Raw genomic sequence first — 17,529 nt, 5'->3', positions numbered from 1 at the left:
TCGCTCATTCGGCGGCGACGCCGGGGGCGCCCTCCATCGACATGGTCATGAACTTGGCCCAGGCGTGGAACTGGTTGCGCATCTGCCGTTCGGTGGTGCCGTTTTCGACCGCTTCGGTCTCGAAATCCTCTGGCCCTGTATGCAACCGCCGGATATCGACCCATTGCATGCCCTCGGCGTGGAGCCCCTCTTGCGCGCGCTCGTACATCTCCAGATCGTCATGACCCACGATCGAAGTGGGGGCGTTGATCATCCGGTTGTACATAGCCGACATGGCGGTCAGCTGCTCGGGCGCGCCGACCAGCCGGTAGACATAGCTTTCCACCAGCGTCCGGTCTGCCCCCAGCGGGATGAAGTTGCGCAGCTGCGTCAGCGGCGCCTTGATCATGATATTGGGGAAATAGACGGTGTTGTGCCGGTTCTCGTCCAGAATGGCCTTGGCGCGCTTTTCGCCATAGGCTTCGACCATCGCTTCGAAATAGCCGGGGATGGCATCGTATTTCGAATGGATCGACATGTTGACGCCGGTATGGCCGTGGCCATTGGGCCAGGTGCGGATGCCCATGTCCTCGAAGAACTCATAAGGGCTCATGAACGGCGCGATGATCTGCATCGCGGGCGGGCGCGGTTCGGGGTTGCCCATCTGCTCATAGATCTTGACCGCTGTCCCGGCCGAGCTTTCATGCGCGACCATCGGATGGCAGGTGTCGGTCTGGTTTTCGACCAGCATTTTCCAGTTGCACTTGTGCATGTAGCGCAGCGGCGGGCCGGAGATTTCCACGCGGCCTTCAGGCGCGCGGTCGACCATGTTGTCGATGGAACTGAGAGAGCCGCCAAAGAACTCGTCGAACCCGATCCCGTCTTCGGCCAACCGGGCAAAGACGAAGCCGCGATAATTGTGCACCGCGCCCACCGCCTGCATCCCCTTGCCGTTCTGGCTGTCGGACAGGCCGGTGCCCTCGTATCCCTTCTTCAGCGGGATGGCGAGCAGGCAGCCATCGGTCTTGAAGCTCCAGGCGTGATACGGGCAGCGAAAGAACTTGCCGGTATTGCCGGCCCGGTCGATGGCGATCTTGGTGCCCTTGTGCGGGCAGCGGTTGTAAAGAACCTTCACCTCGCCATCGGTGTGGCGCACCATGATCACTGGCTGGTCGCCCACCTGTGTGGTGATGTAATCGCCCTTGTTCGGGGTCTGGCTGTCATGGCCGACAAAGATCCAGGCATTGGTGAAAAGGTGGCGCATTTCCAGCTGATAGACCGCATCGCTGATATAGACGTCGCGATGGACCTGAGCGGGCTGGATCATCGCCCTGATATCGTTCGCGTTCATGCCTTCCTCCCTTACAGATCGAGCACGAGGCGCGCGCTGAGCGCCCGGCTGACACAGATTTGCATGACCTTGCCGCTGTCGCGTTCGGCCTGGCTGAGCACCACGTCGCGGTGATCGGGGGTGCCCGCGATCACGTCGGTCTGGCAGATGCCGCAATCGCCGCGTTGGCAATCATAGAGCGGGTCGAGGCCAGCGGCCTCCAACGCCTCGATGATGGTCTGGCCGGGCGCCACGGTGATGACCTCGCCTGACGAGGCGATCTCGATCTCGAACGCGCTGTCGGCCGCGCTGGGCGCGGCATTGGTGAAGAGTTCCACATGAATGTCTGCGGCGGCGATACCCGCCGCCTCGGCGGCGGTGCGGGCAGCTTCGATCATGCCTTTTGGCCCACAGATATATAGGGCGTGGCCGGTGAGATCGGCCATCAGCGTGTTCAGGTCCAGCGGCGCGGTATCGTCGAAATGGGCGTGGAAATTGCCCCCGAATTCGTCGCGCGACCTGTCCAGCCAGGCCATCGCATCGGCGCTGCGGCCGGAATAGTGAAAGACAAAGGGCCGTGATTGCGCCCGGAGTGTGGTGGCCATCGAGATCAGCGGTGTCACGCCGATGCCGCCCGCCAGCAGGGCCGCGGGCTTGTCTTCGGTCCGCAGCTCAAAGTCATTCTTCGGTTCGGCCGTGGTGATCGTGTCACCTTCGGACAAGGCATGCATGGCCTTGCTGCCGCCATCGCCCGCGTCCTCGCGCTGGACCGCGATGGTATAGGGGCCGGGCGTGTCACCGGGCCAGTCGATCAGCGAATAGCTGCGTGGTCCGGAGGCGGTTTCGACGGCGATATGGGCCCCGGCGGTGTAGCCGGGTAGGGCTTCACCATCGGCCGCAACCAGGGTGAATGCCGAAATCCGCTTGGTCACGGCCAGTTTCTGCGCAATTGTCAGCTTGAGCATCTCGGCGCCTCCCTGCTTAAAATATGAAAAATCATATAAATCGAGTCAAGACAAATTCAGACCTCATGAGTGAAACCCAGAACGACACCTTTGTGACCGGATATCTGCTGTACCTTCTCGCGGCGTCCAGCGAGCAGGCCAGCGCGCAGTTTCATGACCATGTCCGCGCGCGCGGCCTGCGGGTGCCCGAATGGCGGGTGCTGGCCTGTCTGGTGGACAATGATGGTATGATGATCACCCGTCTGGCCCGTCTGTCGCTGATGGAGCAGTCGCGGATGACGCGAATCGTTGATCAGATGGATGCGCGCGGGCTGGTGAGCCGGGTTGCCGATTCCAATGACAAGCGGCGCGTGCGGGTGCGTCTGACCGCCGAGGGCAGGGACCTGGCCGAAGCGCTGGTCAAGGATGCGCGGCGGCACGAAACCCGGTTGCTGTCAGCGCTGGCCGATACGGATGCCGCCCGTATCAAGGGGGTTTTGCGCACGTTGCTGGACGTTCTGGACCGGCCCGATGCGACCTGATCGCCGGAATACATGCAATTTCATATTTCTTGACAACTGCCGAGGCGCGGTGTGATGCTTGCGCCGGGATCACTAGTTCCGGTCACGCCGGGCACAGCATCACGAGGGAGGACTACATGAAGCATTTTGCACGCCTTGCCGCCGCAGCGGTCGTCTGCGCCAGCACCAGCATGGCCGCCTGGGCCGCTGACACCACCTTGCGCGTCTCTACCTGGCTGCCGCCGACCCACGGCATCAACACCGAGATTTTTGCTGGCCTGATCGGCATGATCGAAGAGGCCAGCGGCGGGCAGGTCAGCGGCGAGCTGGTCTTTGGCCTGGCGCCGCCGCCAGCGCAGATGGACCTGATCCAGGACGGTGCGGCGGATATCGCGATCATCTTCCATGGCTACCAGCCGGGCCGGTTCATCGGCACAAAGCTGATCGAACTGCCGGGCTTTGAGGGCAATGCCGAGGCCGCCTCGGTCGCTTATTGGCGTGTGCACGAGGCGCATCTGGCCAAGCTGGATGAACACCGGGGCGTCAAACTGATCTCGCTCAATACCCATGGTCCGGGCCAGATCCACACCAGCAAGGATGTGGCCTCGCTGGCCGACCTGAACGGGCTGAAGACCCGGATCGGCGGCGGCGTTGCGGGCGATGTCGGCGCGGCGCTGGGGCTGGTGGGGATCAACGTGCCCGCGCCCAAGGTCTATGAGACGCTGGAATCCGGTGCCGCCGACGCGGTGGCGATGAACGTGGGCGAGCGTGTGGGCTTCAAGCTGAACGAAGTGGCCAAGAACCTCTACGACATGCCCGGCGGTTTCTATCGCGGGTCTTTCGCCATCATCATGAGCCAGGAGACCTTTGACAGCCTGCCCGCCGATGTTCAGGCGGCGCTGGATGAAAAGGTGTTTGGTGAGCCAGCCAGCCGGATGGCAGGCGCGGCCTGGGACAAGTCGGACATGATCGGGTACGAGGCCACCAAGTCGGCCGAGGGGACCAAGATCGTCGACGCTTCGGCCGAGGATCAGGCCAAGTTTGCCGCGATTGCGGCAGAAGTGACCGCCAAGGTCCTGGCCGAACTCGAAGGGGCGGGCGTGGATGCGCAGGCCGCCTATGAGATGGTCAAGGCCGAGATGGCCGCGAACTGACATGCAAGCATGTGCCGCCCCGATCCTTGGGGCGGCACGTTTGCGATTGACCATATGATGCGCTTTTTCTCCCTTTCCGTCTGGCTGCCCGGTCTTCTGGCCTCGGCCGCGCTGTTCGTCCTTATGGTGATGACTTTTGCCGACGTGGTCCTGCGCTCGGTCTTCAATGCGCCAATCGAGGTGGCCGCCGACCTGACGCGCCTGTTGATGGCGGTGATGGTTTTTTCGGTCATGCCGGTCCTGTCGGGCCGGAATGCCCATGTAAGCGTGGATCTCCTGGATGCCCCATTTGCCCGGTTCCGCCTGTCGCGCTGGCGCGATGCGGCGGTCTGTCTGTTCTGCGGCGCGATCCTGTTCCTGCCCGCGCAGCGGGTGTTCGACCTGGCTGAGCGGTCGCGGTCTTATGGAGATGTCATGGAATACCTGCGCCTGCCGCTGCACGTGGTCGGCTGGTTCATCGCGGCGATGACGCTGGTCACTGCGGTGGTGCTGGTGGTGCGCGGCGTGCTGCTGATCGTGGCGCCACGTCTGGCGGGGAGTGCGCCATGACCGCATCGCTTATCGGTTTTGCCGCAGTTCTTTTCCTGATCCTCGTGCGCGTGCCCATCGCCTTTGCCATGGGATTTGTCGGCATGGTGGGTTTCATGGCCGAAAGCAATTTCCGCGCCTCGATCTCGATGGTGGCGCGGCTGATCATCGACACCAGCCAGGACTATGGCCTGTCGGTGGTGCCGCTCTTCATCCTGATGGGGCTGTTCGTGAACAAGGGCGGCATCAGTCGCGAGCTTTACGCGGCTTCGAACGCCTTTCTCGGTCACCTGCGCGGTGGCCTCGCGATGGCCACTATCGTGGCCTGCGGCGGGTTTGCCGCCATTTCCGGCTCGTCGCTGGCCACGGCAGCCACCATGGCCAAGGTGGCCATGCCCGAAATGCGCCGGTTCGGATATTCCGACGAGCTTTCCACTGCATCCATCGCGGCGGGCGGCACGCTGGGGATCCTGATCCCGCCCTCGGTGATCCTGGTGATATATGGCCTCTTGACCGAGACCTCGATCGGCAAGCTCTTTGTCGCGGGCATCGTGCCGGGGATGCTGGGCATCCTGCTTTATCTCTGTGCGGTGCGCTGGACGGTCTGGCGCACACCCGAGGCCGGTCCCGCCGGTCCTCGCGTGCCGCTGCGCGGACGGCTTGCGGCCCTGCGCGAGGTCTGGGCCGTGGTGCTGCTGTTCTTCCTGGTGATCGGCGGGCTTTATGGTCTCTTCGACATTCCGCCGCTGAACCTGAACTTTTCACCGACCGAGGCGGCGGGGATGGGCGCGATGGGCGCTTTCCTGATCGCGCTGGCGCGGCGCCGGCTCAGCCTGAAGGACACGTTGGAGGTTCTGCTGGAAACCTCGATCACGGCGGCCAGCCTGTTTGCGGTGCTGATCGGGGCCTGGATATTCTCGAACTTCGTCAATGTGGCGGGGTTGCCTGCGGCGCTGAGCGACCTGATCACCGCCTATGATCTACGTCCCTGGCAGGTCATGGCCGTGATCCTGGTGATCTACATCGCGCTGGGTTGTGTATTCGAGTCGCTGTCGATGCTGCTGCTGACGGTGCCGATCTTCTTTCCGCTGGTCACGTCGCTCGGCTATGACCCGATCTGGTTCGGTATCATCGTTGTCGTGGTGACCGAGATCAGCCTGATCACCCCGCCCGTGGGATTGAACGTCTTCGTTCTCAAGGGCGTGGTGGGTGACGTGACCACCGGCACGATCTTTCGCGGGGTCACGCCGTTCTGGGTGGTGGATATCGTCCGGCTGGCGCTGTTGCTTGCCGTGCCGGCGCTGGCGCTTTATCTGCCGGCGCAGATGTAGGATCTAGAACCCAAGCTCTTCGGGGGTGGCGAGGCGTGTCTCCAGCGCCTCGCGCATCGCATCGGGCCAGGCAATCGAGATGTGCTTGTCCAGATCGCTGGCCGCCAGAACCTGGGTCGAGGACCAGCGGATTTCCTCGCCACAGCTGATCCGGTGTCGCACGGTGACCGAGGAACGTCCGACCTTGACCACCCCGAGTTCGAACCGCAGCGTCTCGCCAAAGAACGAGGGTTTCGAGAAATCACAGCTCAGGTGCACGGTGGGCGTGCCCCAGCGCTCATTCCAGATGATGTGGTGCCAGGGAAAGCCCATGACGGCCCAGAACTCTTCGTTCACGCTGTTGAGGATATCGAGGTAAGAGGGGAAATAGGCGGTCCCGGAAATGTCGCAGTCGCCAAAACGAAGCTCGCGTTCGGTGGTGAAGATCTTGTCCATGATGCGGGTTCGCCCTTTCTCTGGTCCCTTTGTGTCCGTTCCGTGATTGCCGGGCTGGACAGGTTTGACAAGCCCGAAGCTGGAAAACCGGCAAGATGCTCCCCCACCGGGATCAACTTACTTGCATTTGCATATAATTTCGGGAACTCTGGAGCATAGAAACGACCGAAAGACCCAGATGGCCGAATCGACCGATCACAGCGAACATCTCAGGGAGTTGGCCGAAATCGGCCTTGATGGCTATGCGCCCTACCTGATGAACCGGATCATGGGGCGGTACAACGCCAACCTGCGCAAGGAGATGACCGCGCTGGGGCTGAGTACCGCCAAGATGCGGGCGCTGGCAATCCTGTCGGCCAAGGATGGCCTGCCCATCGGGATGCTCGGCATCTATGCGGTGGTCGAGCAATCCACCCTGTCGCGGGCGCTGGACGGGTTGCAGGCCGACGGGCTGGTGCGCCGCGAGGTCGACAGCGACGACCAGAGATCGAGCCGCGTGTTCCTGACACAAGAGGGGCGGGCGGTCTATGACCGGCTCTGGCCGCATATGCGGGCCAGCCATGACCGGATGTTCAAGGGCATCTCCTCGGCAGAGCGGCATGCCTTGCTGGCGACGCTGCACAAGATGCTCGCCAATATCCGCATCCACGAGATCTGACGCAAGATGGCAGAGCGATCCTTCAAACGGGAGGTGCAGGACCTCAAGCTGGGGGCGGGTGAGACCTTCACCGGCGAGGGTATTCTGGCGATCACCAAGGCCTTGCTGGAATCGGGCGTGGGCTATGTCGGCGGTTATCAGGGGGCGCCGATCAGCCACCTGATGGATGTGCTGGCCGATGCTCAGGACCTGCTGGGCGAGCTGGACGTGCGGTTCGAGGCGAACGCGTCCGAGGCGGCGGCGGCGGCCATGCTGGCGGCTTCGGTGCATTACCCGATCCGGGGCGCGGTCACCTTCAAGGGCGCGGTCGGGGTCAACGTGGCCTCGGACGCGCTGGCCAATCTGGCCTCGTCCGGCGTCACCGGCGGCGCGCTGGTGATCGTTGGCGAGGATTATGGCGAGGGTTCCTCGATCATGCAGGAACGCAGCCACGCCTTTGCGATGAAATCGCAATTCTGGCTGCTCGATCCGCGTCCGAACCTGCCCTCGATCGTGCAGGCGGTGAAACAGGGGTTTGAGCTGTCCGAGGCGTCGAACACACCAGTGATGCTGATGGTGCGGATCCGCTCATGTCATGTCACGGGCCAGTTCGCGTGTGCCGACAATCAGCGCCCCCCGCTCAGCGTGCGCGACGCGCTGTCAGAGCCACGCCGCGATTTCGCCCGCGTGGTGCTGCCGCCGATGTCCTATCAGCACGAGCGCGACAAGGTGGAAAACCGCTGGCCCGCAGCCGAACGGTTCATCACAGAGCGGGGGCTGAACGAGGTCTTTGGCCCCGAAAGCGCGCCCGTGGGGCTGGTGGTACAGGGCGGCATGTATAACGGCGTGATCCGTGCGCTCCAGCGGTTGGGTCTGGCCGATATAGAGGGGCGTTCGGCAATCCCGCTCTATGTGTTGAACGTGACCTATCCGCTGGTGAAGGATGAGTTTCTGGCGTTTGCCAAGGGCAAGGAGGCGCTGCTGGTCGTCGAAGAGGGGCAGCCCGAGTTCATCGAACAGGGGCTGGCCGCGATGTTGCACCGCACAGGGTCGCCGGTGCGCCTGCATGGCAAGGGCCTGTTCCCGATGGCGGGCGAATATACCGGCCAGATCATGCTGGAAGGGATCGCGGGTTTCCTCAAGGACACGGCGCCACAGCTGTTGCCGGGGCAGGTGATCGCCCCCAATGCGCCGCCGCCCGAATTGCCGGACCTGTCGCAGACCGTGCCGATCCGGCCGCCGGGCTTCTGCACCGGCTGCCCGGAACGGCCCATTTTCGCCGCGATGAAGCTGGTCGAGCAGGAACTGGGCAAGCACCAGATCACCGGCGATATCGGCTGTCACCTGTTTGCCGCCCTGCCGCCCTTCGAGATTGGCGGTTCGACCATGGGCTATGGCCTTGGCCCGGCCTCGAACGCGGCGTTCGATGGTGGCGGCGCGAGGCGGGCGGTCTCGTTCATCGGCGATGGCGGGTTCTGGCATAACGGGCTCAGCTCCTCGGTCGGCAACATGGTGTTCAATCGCTCGGACAGTGTGGCCATCGTGGTCGACAACTATTACTCGGCGGCCACCGGCGGGCAGGATGTGCTGTCTTCCCGCGCCAAGAACCCGTCAAAGGCGACGGGAAATCCGATTTCCAAGGCGCTGGAAGGGGTTGGGGTGAAATGGGTGCGCCAGATCGACCGTACCTATGACGTGGGCCATATGCGCGACACCATCCGCGAGGCGCTGACCACGGATTATGACGGGCCGAAGCTGATCGTGGCCTCGTCGGAATGCATGCTGAACCGGCAGCGGCGCGAGAAACCGTTGCGTACGCAGGCGATCCGCGACGGGCGCCGCGTCGAGGCGCCGCGCTTTGGCGTGGACGCGGATATCTGCACCGGCGACCATGCCTGTATTCGTCTCTCGGGCTGTCCCTCGCTGTCGCTCACGGTGCTGGACGACCCGCTGCGCGACGATCCTGTGGCCAGCATCGACCAGACCTGTGTCGGTTGCGGCAATTGCGGCGAGGTGGCGGATGCCGCCGTTCTGTGCCCCTCGTTCTATCGCGCCGACCTAGTGCACAATCCGGGGCGGTGGGAGCGGCTGTTGGCAGGCTGGCGCAGCCGCATCATCACATGGCTGCAAGCGCGCCGCGCCCGGCAGGTGCTTGATTTCGGAGAGGTGTCATGACCCTGATGGACAGCGCAATGACACCGCAGGGCGGCGACAGTGCCCGTGCGATCACCAAGCTGGTGGTCATGGCCGTGGGCGGGCAGGGCGGCGGCGTGCTGACCGGCTGGATCGAGGCAGTGGCCCGCGCTGCTGGCCGGGCGGTACAGGCGACCTCGGTCGCGGGCGTGGCCCAGCGCACTGGCGCCACCATCTATTACGTCGAAATCGCGCCCGAGGGCGTGGCGGTGCCGGTGTTTTCGCTGGCCCCCGCTGCGGGGGATGTAGACATCCTGATCGCCGCCGAGATGATGGAGGCGGGCCGCGCTATCCAGCGCGGCTTTGTCACGCCCGACCGGACCGTGCTGATCGCCTCGGAACACCGGGCGCTGGCGGTATCGGAAAAGATGGTGCCGGGCAACGGGATCGCACAGGCCGACGAGGTGATGGCCGCTGCAGAGATCGCCGCGCTGCGGTTTCTGAGCGCCGATATGGAGAGGTTGGCGGTCGCCAAAGGGTCGGTCATCTCGGCCAGCCTGTTTGGTGCGCTGGCGGGATCGGGCGCTCTGCCCTTCTCGCGCGAGGCGTTCGAGGCCGCGATCCGCAATTCGGGCAAGGGGGTGGAGGCCAGCCTTGCCGCCTTTGCCGCCGGGTTCGAAGCGGTCCAGGGGGCGGTTCAGGTTCCGCAGGCGGAGCCTTTGGAGGCGGCATTGCAAGTTTCCGGCCCGGCTGCTGCCCTGTCGGACTGGGCCGCTTTGTTGAACCGGGTGGAGACGCTGCCGGAGCTCATCCGCGACATGGCCCGCGCCGGGTTGCAAAAGGTGGTGGCGTTTCAGGATTGCGCCTATGGCACCGCCTATCTGGATCATCTGGAGCGGATCGCGGCCATTGACGACCCGGTGCGCGACCATGCTCTGACCCACGAGGCGGCCAAACATATTGCCAATGCGATGTCCTATGACGATGTGATCCGGGTGGCCGACCGCAAGACGCGGGCCGCCCGGCGCGAACGTATCGACGCCGAAATGGGGCGCTCGGCAGAGCAGGGGATGCAGGTGACCGAGTTCCTGCACCCGCGCGCCGAGGAGATTTCCTCGCTGCTGCCGGCGGGATTGGGGGCACGGGTGCAGGCCTCTGCATTATGGATGGCTCGGCTGGACCGTTGGTTCAACCGGGGCCGCCGCATCCGCAGTGACCGGGTAAGCGGCTTCCTGCAGCTTTACCTGCTGGCCGGGCTGCGCGGCTATCGCCGCCGCACCCTGCGCCATGCACAGGAGCAGGCGCATCTGGACGCTTGGTTAGAGCGTGTGACCGAGGCGCGGCAGGCCGATTATGATCTGGCGGTGGAACTCTTGCGCTGCCGCAGGTTGATCAAGGGCTACTCCGACACCCATGCGCGGGGGTTGTCCAAGTTCGATCTTGTGATGGCAGGGGCCGATCTGGTCGCCGGGCGAGCCGATGCCGCCGACTGGGTGCGGCGGCTGCGCGAGGCGGCGTTGCAGGACGAGGAAGGCAAGGCGCTGGAAGGGGCGCTGCGGACGGTGCGGTCCTTCGCGGAGTGATGGCCAGGGTGGGGCGAGGCTGCGCCTCGCGATCCTTGCATAGTGAACTGGAAGGGCAAAGGCGCGGTTCGGCGCGGCAGGACAGGGAGGACGGCGATGAAACTCTGGTATCAGAGCTATGTGGATTACGAAAACGGGGCGGAGTACTGGGACATGCTCCAGCCGCATCTCGATGCGGTGTCAGGACCCGGGACACAGGTCGACATCCGGGGCATAACGCCCTTTGACAGCTACGCGCATCCGCTGGTGGAATTCCGCTGCGCACGCGAGATGATCTGCAACGCGATCCGGGCCGAGCGCGAGGGCTATGATGCGTTTATCGTCGGCCATTTCCAGGATGCGGGCCTCTACGAGGCGCGCTCGGTCGTGGATATCCCGGTGATCGGTCTCGGCGAGGCGACCATGCTATGGTGCTGCCAGATGGGCCAGCGGCTGGGGATTGTCACCATCAACCCGCGTTTCATCCCGTGGTTTCATCACCAGATCGGCAAGTACGGGCTGCGTGAACGGGTGACCGGAGTACATGCGATGACCTTCGAGCCGGGGCAGATCCTGGGCGCCTATGGCGACGCCGCCAAGGCCGCCGAGGTCAAGCGCCTGTTCGAGGAACAGGGCCGGCCACTGGTGGCGGCGGGCACCGATGTGCTGATCCCCGGTGGCGGGATTCCTATGCTGCTGTTCTCTCAGTTCCACGACCATCAGATCGACGGGGCACCGGTGGTCAACGGCATTCCGATCGCGGTCAAGATGGCCGAGATGGCGGTGGGTCTGAAACGGCTGACCGGGCAGGGGGTGAGCCGGGTGGGCGACTATACTAAAGCGCCCAATCACATCATCGAAGAGTTCATGACCCATCCCAAGGGGCTGTGAGGCTGCGGGGGGCCAGCGGAAGCATAAATATGTAAGGCCCTCTCAGTTAAATTCTCCCGCCCTTTACGGATCTTGATCTCTGGCGTAACGAAGGGCGCGTGTCGAGCCCGATGCGGACCCAGGTCCCCTGTGGCCTGGCCCTATTCTTCGCTTCTACTTCGCAGGCTTAGGTTGAACTCTCTGAAACCACAATGGTTGCTTCAAGTGAGACCGCTTATTACGCTCTCCAATGGGGTGTCTATCGCAGGAGGAGGCTTATGGCGGAACGCAGGCTTGCCAGTATCTTGGCGATGGACGTGGTCGGCTACAGCGCCTTGATGGAGAAAGGTCGAGACGAACTTCTTCGCGCGCTTGATCAAGTGTTTCGTTCTTCGGTTAGGCCAAAAGTGAAGGCGCATGGTGGGCGTGTTGTAAAGCTGATGGGTGACGGAGCCATCGTGGAGTTCGGTTCTGCCAGAGACGCGGTGCTATGTGCGGCGGAAATTCAAGAGTGGATGCGGTCTGATTCAATACCGTATGGATTTTCGGAGCAGCTTGCACTTCGGATGGGCATTCACGCAGGGGATGTCACGGCCTCTGCTGGCGATATCTTTGGGGAGGCCGTCAATGTGGCGGCGAGGCTCGAGGCTGCAGCGCCCGAAGGCGGTGTTCTTATTTCCAAGCTTGTTGCCGATCTGGCAGGGAGCAGTCTTCCACTCACGTTTCGCAACGAAGGGATACATCGCTTCAAGAACATCGAGGAGCCGCTGCATGTCTTGTCAATCGTTGCGAAGCGCGACGATTTCGCCTCGAAGAAAAAGATCCCCGATGCCCGAGAAGATATTCGTTTCGCCAAAAGCGACGATGGTGTCCGTCTGGCATGGACCGCAGCGGGCACAGGCGCGCCACTGGTGAAAGCGCCCGCATGGATCAGTCGTCTTGATATGGATTTGCGCCTTCCGCATCTCGCCCACTTTGTGAGATCCTTTTCACAGTCACACAGATTCATCCGCTTCGACGCGCGCGGCAATGGGTTGTCTGATCGGGATATTCCCGAGATCACCTTCGAGCAAATGGTTGAAGACTTGCGGACTGTTTTCGATGCCGCCAAAGTCGAAAGTTCGGCCATTCTCAGTATGTCGCAGGGGTGCGCCGTAGCCGCGGCATTTGCCGCGCGCTATCCTGAACGGGTCAAAGGGATCGTCATGGTCGGAGGTTTCCCACTAGGACGGGCCAAACGGCACACCCAAAGGGATCGTGATCGTGCGGTGGCCATGCAGGCCATGATGAAGGCAGGGTGGGACGATGACTACCCGTCGCTTCGTGACATGATGGCGGACATCATAGTGCCTTTGGCCAGTGTCGAAGATCGCAGGCAATTCGCGGAGGCGATGCGTGACATGGTGACGCCCGAAATAATAAGCCGCTACCGCAAGGTTCTTGATGATATCGATGTGACCGACATTCTCTCGGAAGTGAAAGCCCCTTGCCTCGTCTTGCACTGCGATGGCGACCGGATGCATCCGGCCGAGCAGGGTAGGCTGATGGCGTCTCATCTTCCAAATGCCAGGTTTGTGACTTACGAAAGTGCCAGCCATTTGCCGTCAGCGAATGATCCTTGCTGGCCGCAGATCAAATCTGAGATCTTAGAGTTTCTAGATCAATTCTGCTGAAACTGACATAATGTTCTGCACCAATGGTCACTTGATCTTTCATACACTCTGCACTGTCCCACAATGAGGCGATCTGTTTCGCTCGAAGCGAATGCCGGGCTCCCACGCGGTGCGCTGGAGCCTCCGCGGCAAGTGGGCTCCGACCCGCTGATCTCGTCGCTCTTTGGGCCGATGCCTGTAGCCGCTACTGCCCGAGCCCGGGGAGCCAGAGCGCGATACCCGGGAACACGATCAGCAGGGCAACCAGCAGCATCGAACAGCCGATGAACGGAATGGCCGACACATAGATGTCGCGCATGCTGGTGCCGGGGGCCGAGACCCCTTTCATCACAAAGAGCAGCAGGCCAAAGGGCGGGGTGGTGAAGCTGATCTCGAGCGCCAGCAGCACGATCACCCCGAACCAGATCAGATCGAACCCCAGTGTCTGCGCCAGCGGAAAAAAGATCGGCACGGTCAGCAGCATCATGCTGAGCTGGTCCATGAACATGCCCAGAACCAGCAGGATGGCGAACATGATCAGGAGCATCGTGGTGGGTTCCAGGTCGAATCCCGTGGCCCAGCGGATCAGCCCCGAGGAGGCGCCGGAGAAGGCCAGGAGCGCCGAGAAGGTGGCCGAGCCGAAGATGATCAGGAGCGCCATGGTGGTCACCTTCAGCGCGCCCGCCACGGATTTCACGATCCCCTCCCAGGTCAGCGAGCGATAGAGGGCGGCCAGCACGACAACGCCGAGGCAGCCGAAGGCGGCGCTTTCCGAAGGGGTCGCGATGCCGAACATGATTACCAGGATCACACCGATCACGATGGAGACCATCGGCAGGATATCGACGAAAAGCAGGCGCAGTTTCTCTGTCCAGTTGGAGCTTTCCACCTCATAGACGGGGGCAGCGCTGGGATCGTAGAGCGCCATGCCGAGGATCAGGATTGCGTAGAAGATTGCCAGCATCAGCCCGGGCATGATGCCTGCGATCAGCAGGTCGCCGATGTCGAGTTCCGCCAGCGTCGCCAGCAGCACCGCCAGCGCCGAGGGCGGGATCAGCATCGCGAGGCCCCCGGTGCCCAGGATCGGGCCGATGGCCATGTGCTTCTTGTAGCCGCGTTTCTGCATCTCGGGCACCATCAGCGAGCCCAGAAGCGCGGTGGAGCCCATCGAGGATCCCGACAGCGTGGCAAAGGCGGTGCCACCTGCGACGGTGACAAAGGACAGGCGCGCGGGCAGCTTGCCCATCAGCCGGTCGACCGCGCCGAACATGCGGTTGGCGAGCCCGGTAAAGAAGAAGATCTCGCCCATCAGCAGGAACATCGGCACCGGCATCAGATTGAACGAGGTGACGGTGGGAATCGCGTTGTTGGCCAATTGCCCGATGCCGCGTGCCATCTGGCTGGCGATATCGCCGCGCCCGCCCATGAAATAGGCCGCACCGATCATGTTGGCGGCGAGAAAGGCCAGCGCCACCGGTATCCCGAGCGCCATGAAGAACAGGATCATCCCCAGCAGGAAGACGAGCGCCTCATACCATTCCATTGCCTGCGCCTCTTGTATTCTTGATTTTCATTCGTGCACGCCCGCTTCGCCGGTGTGCATGGTCTCGGGGCCAAAGACGAAGCGGAGAAACTGTGCCGCCATCAGGCCGAACCCGATCGGCATGGCGCCCAGAAGCAGGTATTTCGGCATGTCGAGGCTGCGCATTTCGGCATCGCCGAACTTCCAGGCCCGGGCCGTGGCGCCCCAGGTGTACCAGACCAGCACAAGGCATATCACGACACAAAGCGCCGAGATCACCCGGCTGTAGGGCTGTTGCATCCGGAGCGGCAGGGCCGCGCTCAGAAGCTCAATGAACACATGGCCCCGATGGCGCACCAGCCAGGGCGAGGCAGCCATCACGATATAGAGAAGGCCGAATTCGGTGAAGGTGAAGATATGGCTGGACCACGAACCGGACAGGTTCAGCGTGCGGGCCAGCGCGCTGATCACGATCCCGAACATGATCCCTACCAGATAGATACCGGCCAGTATGGCCAGCAGGTCGCAAATACGGTCGATCAGGCGCATCATTTCTTGGCTCTGTTTGCTGGGGCAGGCCACGGCGTCGCAGCCGCGGCCTGCCTTCAGGCTGTGTTACTCGTCCAGAGCATAGGTCTTGCGCAGGGCCTTGTAGGTCTCGGCACCGGCGCCGCCCCCTTCAATGCGCTCGTACATCCGCGCCCAGGCGGCATCGTCGGCCATCTTGCGATAGACCTCGCCCGCTTCGGCGGAATGGGCCACAAAGGTCATGCCGCCATCGGCCAGGGTCTTGGCGTCGGCAGCAACTTCAGCCTGACGGTCGGCATAGGATTTGCCTTCCCACTCGATCACGACCTCTTCGATCAGCTTCTGGCTTTCCGGGGAAAGCGCGTTCCACGCGTCGAGGTTGAAGATCACGCCGATATCGGTGTTGTAGAAGGTCGGGTCCACCCGATACTTGAGGAACTCGTTCCACTTGAGCTGCGGAATGCCGATCTCGGTCCAGGCCGCCGCGTCGACGACGCCTTTTTCCAACGCCGAATAGACTTCGGTCGCCGGCATGGAGGCGGTGGTCGCGTTCAGTTGCTCGAAGAACGCATGATAGATCGGGTTGTCGCGCAGCTTGACACCGGTGAGATCCAGGATGCCATCGTCACGGAACTTGGGCTCGCTGTTCATATAGATGTGGAACTTGATCCCGCCGTCGATCCAACCCAGGTGACGGACGTTGAAGCGCTCTTGATGCGCCTTGTCCATCAGTGCCGCGCCGCCATTGGCCCGGGCCTCCATCGGGGTCACGCGCGAGGCGACCATCGCGTCGATCTCGGGCACGTTGGCACCATAGAAACTGCCCGGCGTGTGTACCATGTCGACCACGCCGTCACGGACTGCGGCGGGTTGCTCGAACATGCCGATCGCCTCGGGGCCACCCCGCACGTCAATCTGCACGACGCCCTTGCCGCGTTCGTTGATGTCCGCGACCATCGCGAGAAAGGTCTTTGTGTAAACCAGGAACTCGGGGAACGCATGTACCGCGCTGACCCGGTCCTCGGCCTTGGCCGACATCGGGGCAGCCATGACGGCGAGTGCTGTCGCCGCCATCAGATAAGTGGCTTTTCTGGAAAGCCCGCTGAAGATCTTCATGTCACAACTCCCTGTTGATCCGACGGAGGATGAGCCGCCTTCTGTCGGGCGGTCATTCCCTCAGGTGAAGTTAGGTCGGTCTGTCCCGACTTCTATGCATTTTCATGTAAGACCGCCAGGTAGGGGCAATGCAATAGAAATATCCTTGATATATGATTTTTCATGTATGTAATCTGTTCCCAAGGCATTTGGTGCGGGAGAGGGCGATGGAAATTGCGGTTCTAGGCGGCGGAAACGGTTCGACCGCCGCGGCGGTTGATCTGTCGATGCAGGGGCACAACGTACGGTTCTGGCGACGGAATGCGCGCGCGCAAGAGGAGCTCAGGGCGCGCGGCAATGTAGTCACGCTCAAGGATTTCGAGGGCGCGCGTCCGATTCGCATTTCAATGGTCACGGATGACATCGGCGAAGCGATCCGGGGCGCCGAACTGATCGTCTGCCCGACGCCGGCCACAGCCCAATCCGACATCGCGGCAGCCATGGCTCCTTACCTGACAGACGGGCAGGTGGTCTTTCTGCCGCCGGGCAGCTTTGGCAGCTGGATGATGGCCGATATCGTCCGCAAGGCGGGAAACCACGCCGATGTCAGCTGGGCCGAAACCGGCACTCTGCCATACCTCACGCGGTTGCACGGGGCCGATACCGTCGCCATCACCACCCGTGCCACCCGTCTGCCGACCGGGGTCTATCCGCTTCGTAACGCGGAACATGCGCATTCGGTCCTTGCGCGGGCCTATCCGTCGGTCGAGCCGGCGGGCGATGCGCTGTCGGGGGCGCTGATGAACGCCGGGCCCATCATCCACCCGCCGCTGATCACGATGAACGCGGGCCCGATCGAGCATTTCGACCATTGGGACATTCACAACGAAGGTACCCAGCCCGCCATTCGCCGGGTCACCACACGGCTCGATGCCGAGCGTATAGCAGTGCGCGAGGCGCTGGATTACGGCGCGCCGCATTTCCCGCTGGCCGATCACTATGAGACCTCGGATTGGATGTACGGCAATCTGGCCCATGACAAGCTGGTCGACAGCGGCGACTGGCGCGAGCACCTGGTCCTGACCCAGCACCGCTACATGCGCGAGGATGTGGCGGTGGGGCTGGCCTTGCTGGTCTCGGTCGCCGATTGGGCCGGGGTGCCCGCGCCCACGGCGACGGGGCTCCTGGCGCTGGGCTCGGCGATCTGCGACGACGATTTCCGCCGGAGCGGCCGGACATTGGAGAACCTCGGGTTGGCGGGGACCGACCGCGCCGCTTTGCAGACCATGCTGCGGGACGGGGCCTGAG

General features: G+C 62.9%; 16 protein-coding genes. 10 read left to right on the top strand and 6 right to left on the bottom strand.

The features are described 5' to 3' along the window. Positions 1 to 4: 4 nt before the first annotated feature. On the bottom strand, positions 5 to 1,330 hold the full coding sequence (locus OEZ49_RS16670; protein WP_263389373.1) for a Rieske 2Fe-2S domain-containing protein: 1,326 nt from the start codon (positions 1,328 to 1,330) through the stop codon (positions 5 to 7). Positions 1,331 to 1,341: 11 nt separating this feature from the next. After that, positions 1,342 to 2,274: a PDR/VanB family oxidoreductase gene (locus OEZ49_RS16665; protein ID WP_263389372.1), complete on the bottom strand. Its 933-nt coding sequence runs from the start codon at positions 2,272 to 2,274 to the stop codon at positions 1,342 to 1,344. Between the two features lie 65 nt (positions 2,275 to 2,339). On the opposite strand from OEZ49_RS16665, the gene OEZ49_RS16660 reads away from it, so the two are divergent. From OEZ49_RS16660 to OEZ49_RS16645, 4 genes are all read left to right on the top strand, one after another. Then, on the top strand, positions 2,340 to 2,795 hold the full coding sequence (locus tag OEZ49_RS16660; RefSeq protein WP_164131786.1) for a MarR family winged helix-turn-helix transcriptional regulator: 456 nt from the start codon (positions 2,340 to 2,342) through the stop codon (positions 2,793 to 2,795). A 116-nt stretch (positions 2,796 to 2,911) separates the two neighbouring features. Next, on the top strand, positions 2,912 to 3,928 hold the full coding sequence (locus tag OEZ49_RS16655; protein ID WP_164131785.1) for a TRAP transporter substrate-binding protein: 1,017 nt from the start codon (positions 2,912 to 2,914) through the stop codon (positions 3,926 to 3,928). A 57-nt stretch (positions 3,929 to 3,985) separates the two neighbouring features. Then, positions 3,986 to 4,477: a TRAP transporter small permease gene (locus OEZ49_RS16650; RefSeq protein ID WP_239059861.1), complete on the top strand. Its 492-nt coding sequence runs from the start codon at positions 3,986 to 3,988 to the stop codon at positions 4,475 to 4,477. Then, a complete protein-coding gene (locus tag OEZ49_RS16645; RefSeq protein WP_263389371.1) occupies positions 4,474 to 5,787 on the top strand; it encodes a TRAP transporter large permease in 1,314 nt (437 codons plus the stop codon). Before OEZ49_RS16650 ends, OEZ49_RS16645 begins: the two co-directional genes overlap by 4 nt. 3 nt (positions 5,788 to 5,790) lie before the next feature. Here the strand turns inward: OEZ49_RS16645 and OEZ49_RS16640 are convergent, their stop codons facing one another. Then, positions 5,791 to 6,222 (bottom strand): acyl-CoA thioesterase, encoded by a 432-nt coding sequence (locus OEZ49_RS16640; RefSeq protein ID WP_164131782.1) that lies wholly within the window; start codon positions 6,220 to 6,222, stop codon positions 5,791 to 5,793. Between the two features lie 178 nt (positions 6,223 to 6,400). Here OEZ49_RS16640 and OEZ49_RS16635 point away from each other — a divergent pair, with 178 nt between their 5' ends. The 5 genes from OEZ49_RS16635 to OEZ49_RS16615 all read left to right on the top strand — a co-directional run bounded on the left by OEZ49_RS16635 (position 6,401) and on the right by OEZ49_RS16615 (position 13,097). Beyond that, positions 6,401 to 6,880: a MarR family winged helix-turn-helix transcriptional regulator gene (locus tag OEZ49_RS16635; RefSeq protein WP_164131781.1), complete on the top strand. Its 480-nt coding sequence runs from the start codon at positions 6,401 to 6,403 to the stop codon at positions 6,878 to 6,880. Positions 6,881 to 6,886: 6 nt separating this feature from the next. Next, the gene (locus tag OEZ49_RS16630) at positions 6,887 to 9,034 is read left to right on the top strand and encodes an indolepyruvate ferredoxin oxidoreductase subunit alpha (RefSeq protein WP_263389370.1); all 2,148 of its coding nucleotides are present in this window, start codon (positions 6,887 to 6,889) and stop codon (positions 9,032 to 9,034) included. Continuing rightward, positions 9,031 to 10,575 (top strand): indolepyruvate oxidoreductase subunit beta family protein, encoded by a 1,545-nt coding sequence (locus OEZ49_RS16625; protein WP_263389369.1) that lies wholly within the window; start codon positions 9,031 to 9,033, stop codon positions 10,573 to 10,575. Before OEZ49_RS16630 ends, OEZ49_RS16625 begins: the two co-directional genes overlap by 4 nt. Positions 10,576 to 10,671: 96 nt before the next feature. Continuing rightward, positions 10,672 to 11,445, top strand: a complete 774-nt coding sequence (locus OEZ49_RS16620) for an aspartate/glutamate racemase family protein (protein ID WP_263389368.1) — start codon at positions 10,672 to 10,674, stop codon at positions 11,443 to 11,445. A gap of 257 nt (positions 11,446 to 11,702) precedes the next feature. Beyond that, positions 11,703 to 13,097, top strand: coding sequence for an alpha/beta fold hydrolase (locus tag OEZ49_RS16615; protein WP_263389367.1), 1,395 nt, complete (start codon positions 11,703 to 11,705; stop codon positions 13,095 to 13,097). Between the two features lie 184 nt (positions 13,098 to 13,281). Here the strand turns inward: OEZ49_RS16615 and OEZ49_RS16610 are convergent, their stop codons facing one another. The 3 genes from OEZ49_RS16610 to dctP form a co-directional block, all read right to left on the bottom strand. Next, positions 13,282 to 14,619 (bottom strand): TRAP transporter large permease, encoded by a 1,338-nt coding sequence (locus OEZ49_RS16610; protein ID WP_263389366.1) that lies wholly within the window; start codon positions 14,617 to 14,619, stop codon positions 13,282 to 13,284. A 27-nt stretch (positions 14,620 to 14,646) separates the two neighbouring features. Continuing rightward, positions 14,647 to 15,150 (bottom strand): TRAP transporter small permease, encoded by a 504-nt coding sequence (locus OEZ49_RS16605; RefSeq protein WP_263389365.1) that lies wholly within the window; start codon positions 15,148 to 15,150, stop codon positions 14,647 to 14,649. Positions 15,151 to 15,213: 63 nt separating this feature from the next. Next, positions 15,214 to 16,242 (bottom strand): TRAP transporter substrate-binding protein DctP, encoded by a 1,029-nt coding sequence (dctP, locus tag OEZ49_RS16600; RefSeq protein ID WP_263389364.1) that lies wholly within the window; start codon positions 16,240 to 16,242, stop codon positions 15,214 to 15,216. 206 nt (positions 16,243 to 16,448) lie between these two features. On the opposite strand from dctP, the gene OEZ49_RS16595 reads away from it, so the two are divergent. After that, positions 16,449 to 17,528 (top strand): NAD/NADP-dependent octopine/nopaline dehydrogenase family protein, encoded by a 1,080-nt coding sequence (locus OEZ49_RS16595; protein WP_263389363.1) that lies wholly within the window; start codon positions 16,449 to 16,451, stop codon positions 17,526 to 17,528. Position 17,529: the final 1 nt, after the last annotated feature.

This window comes from Ruegeria marisflavi (assembly GCF_025673445.1).
In the GTDB taxonomy this organism is placed as follows: domain Bacteria; phylum Pseudomonadota; class Alphaproteobacteria; order Rhodobacterales; family Rhodobacteraceae; genus Ruegeria_B; species Ruegeria_B marisflavi.
This window is presented reverse-complemented; position numbering and strand designations above follow the sequence as displayed.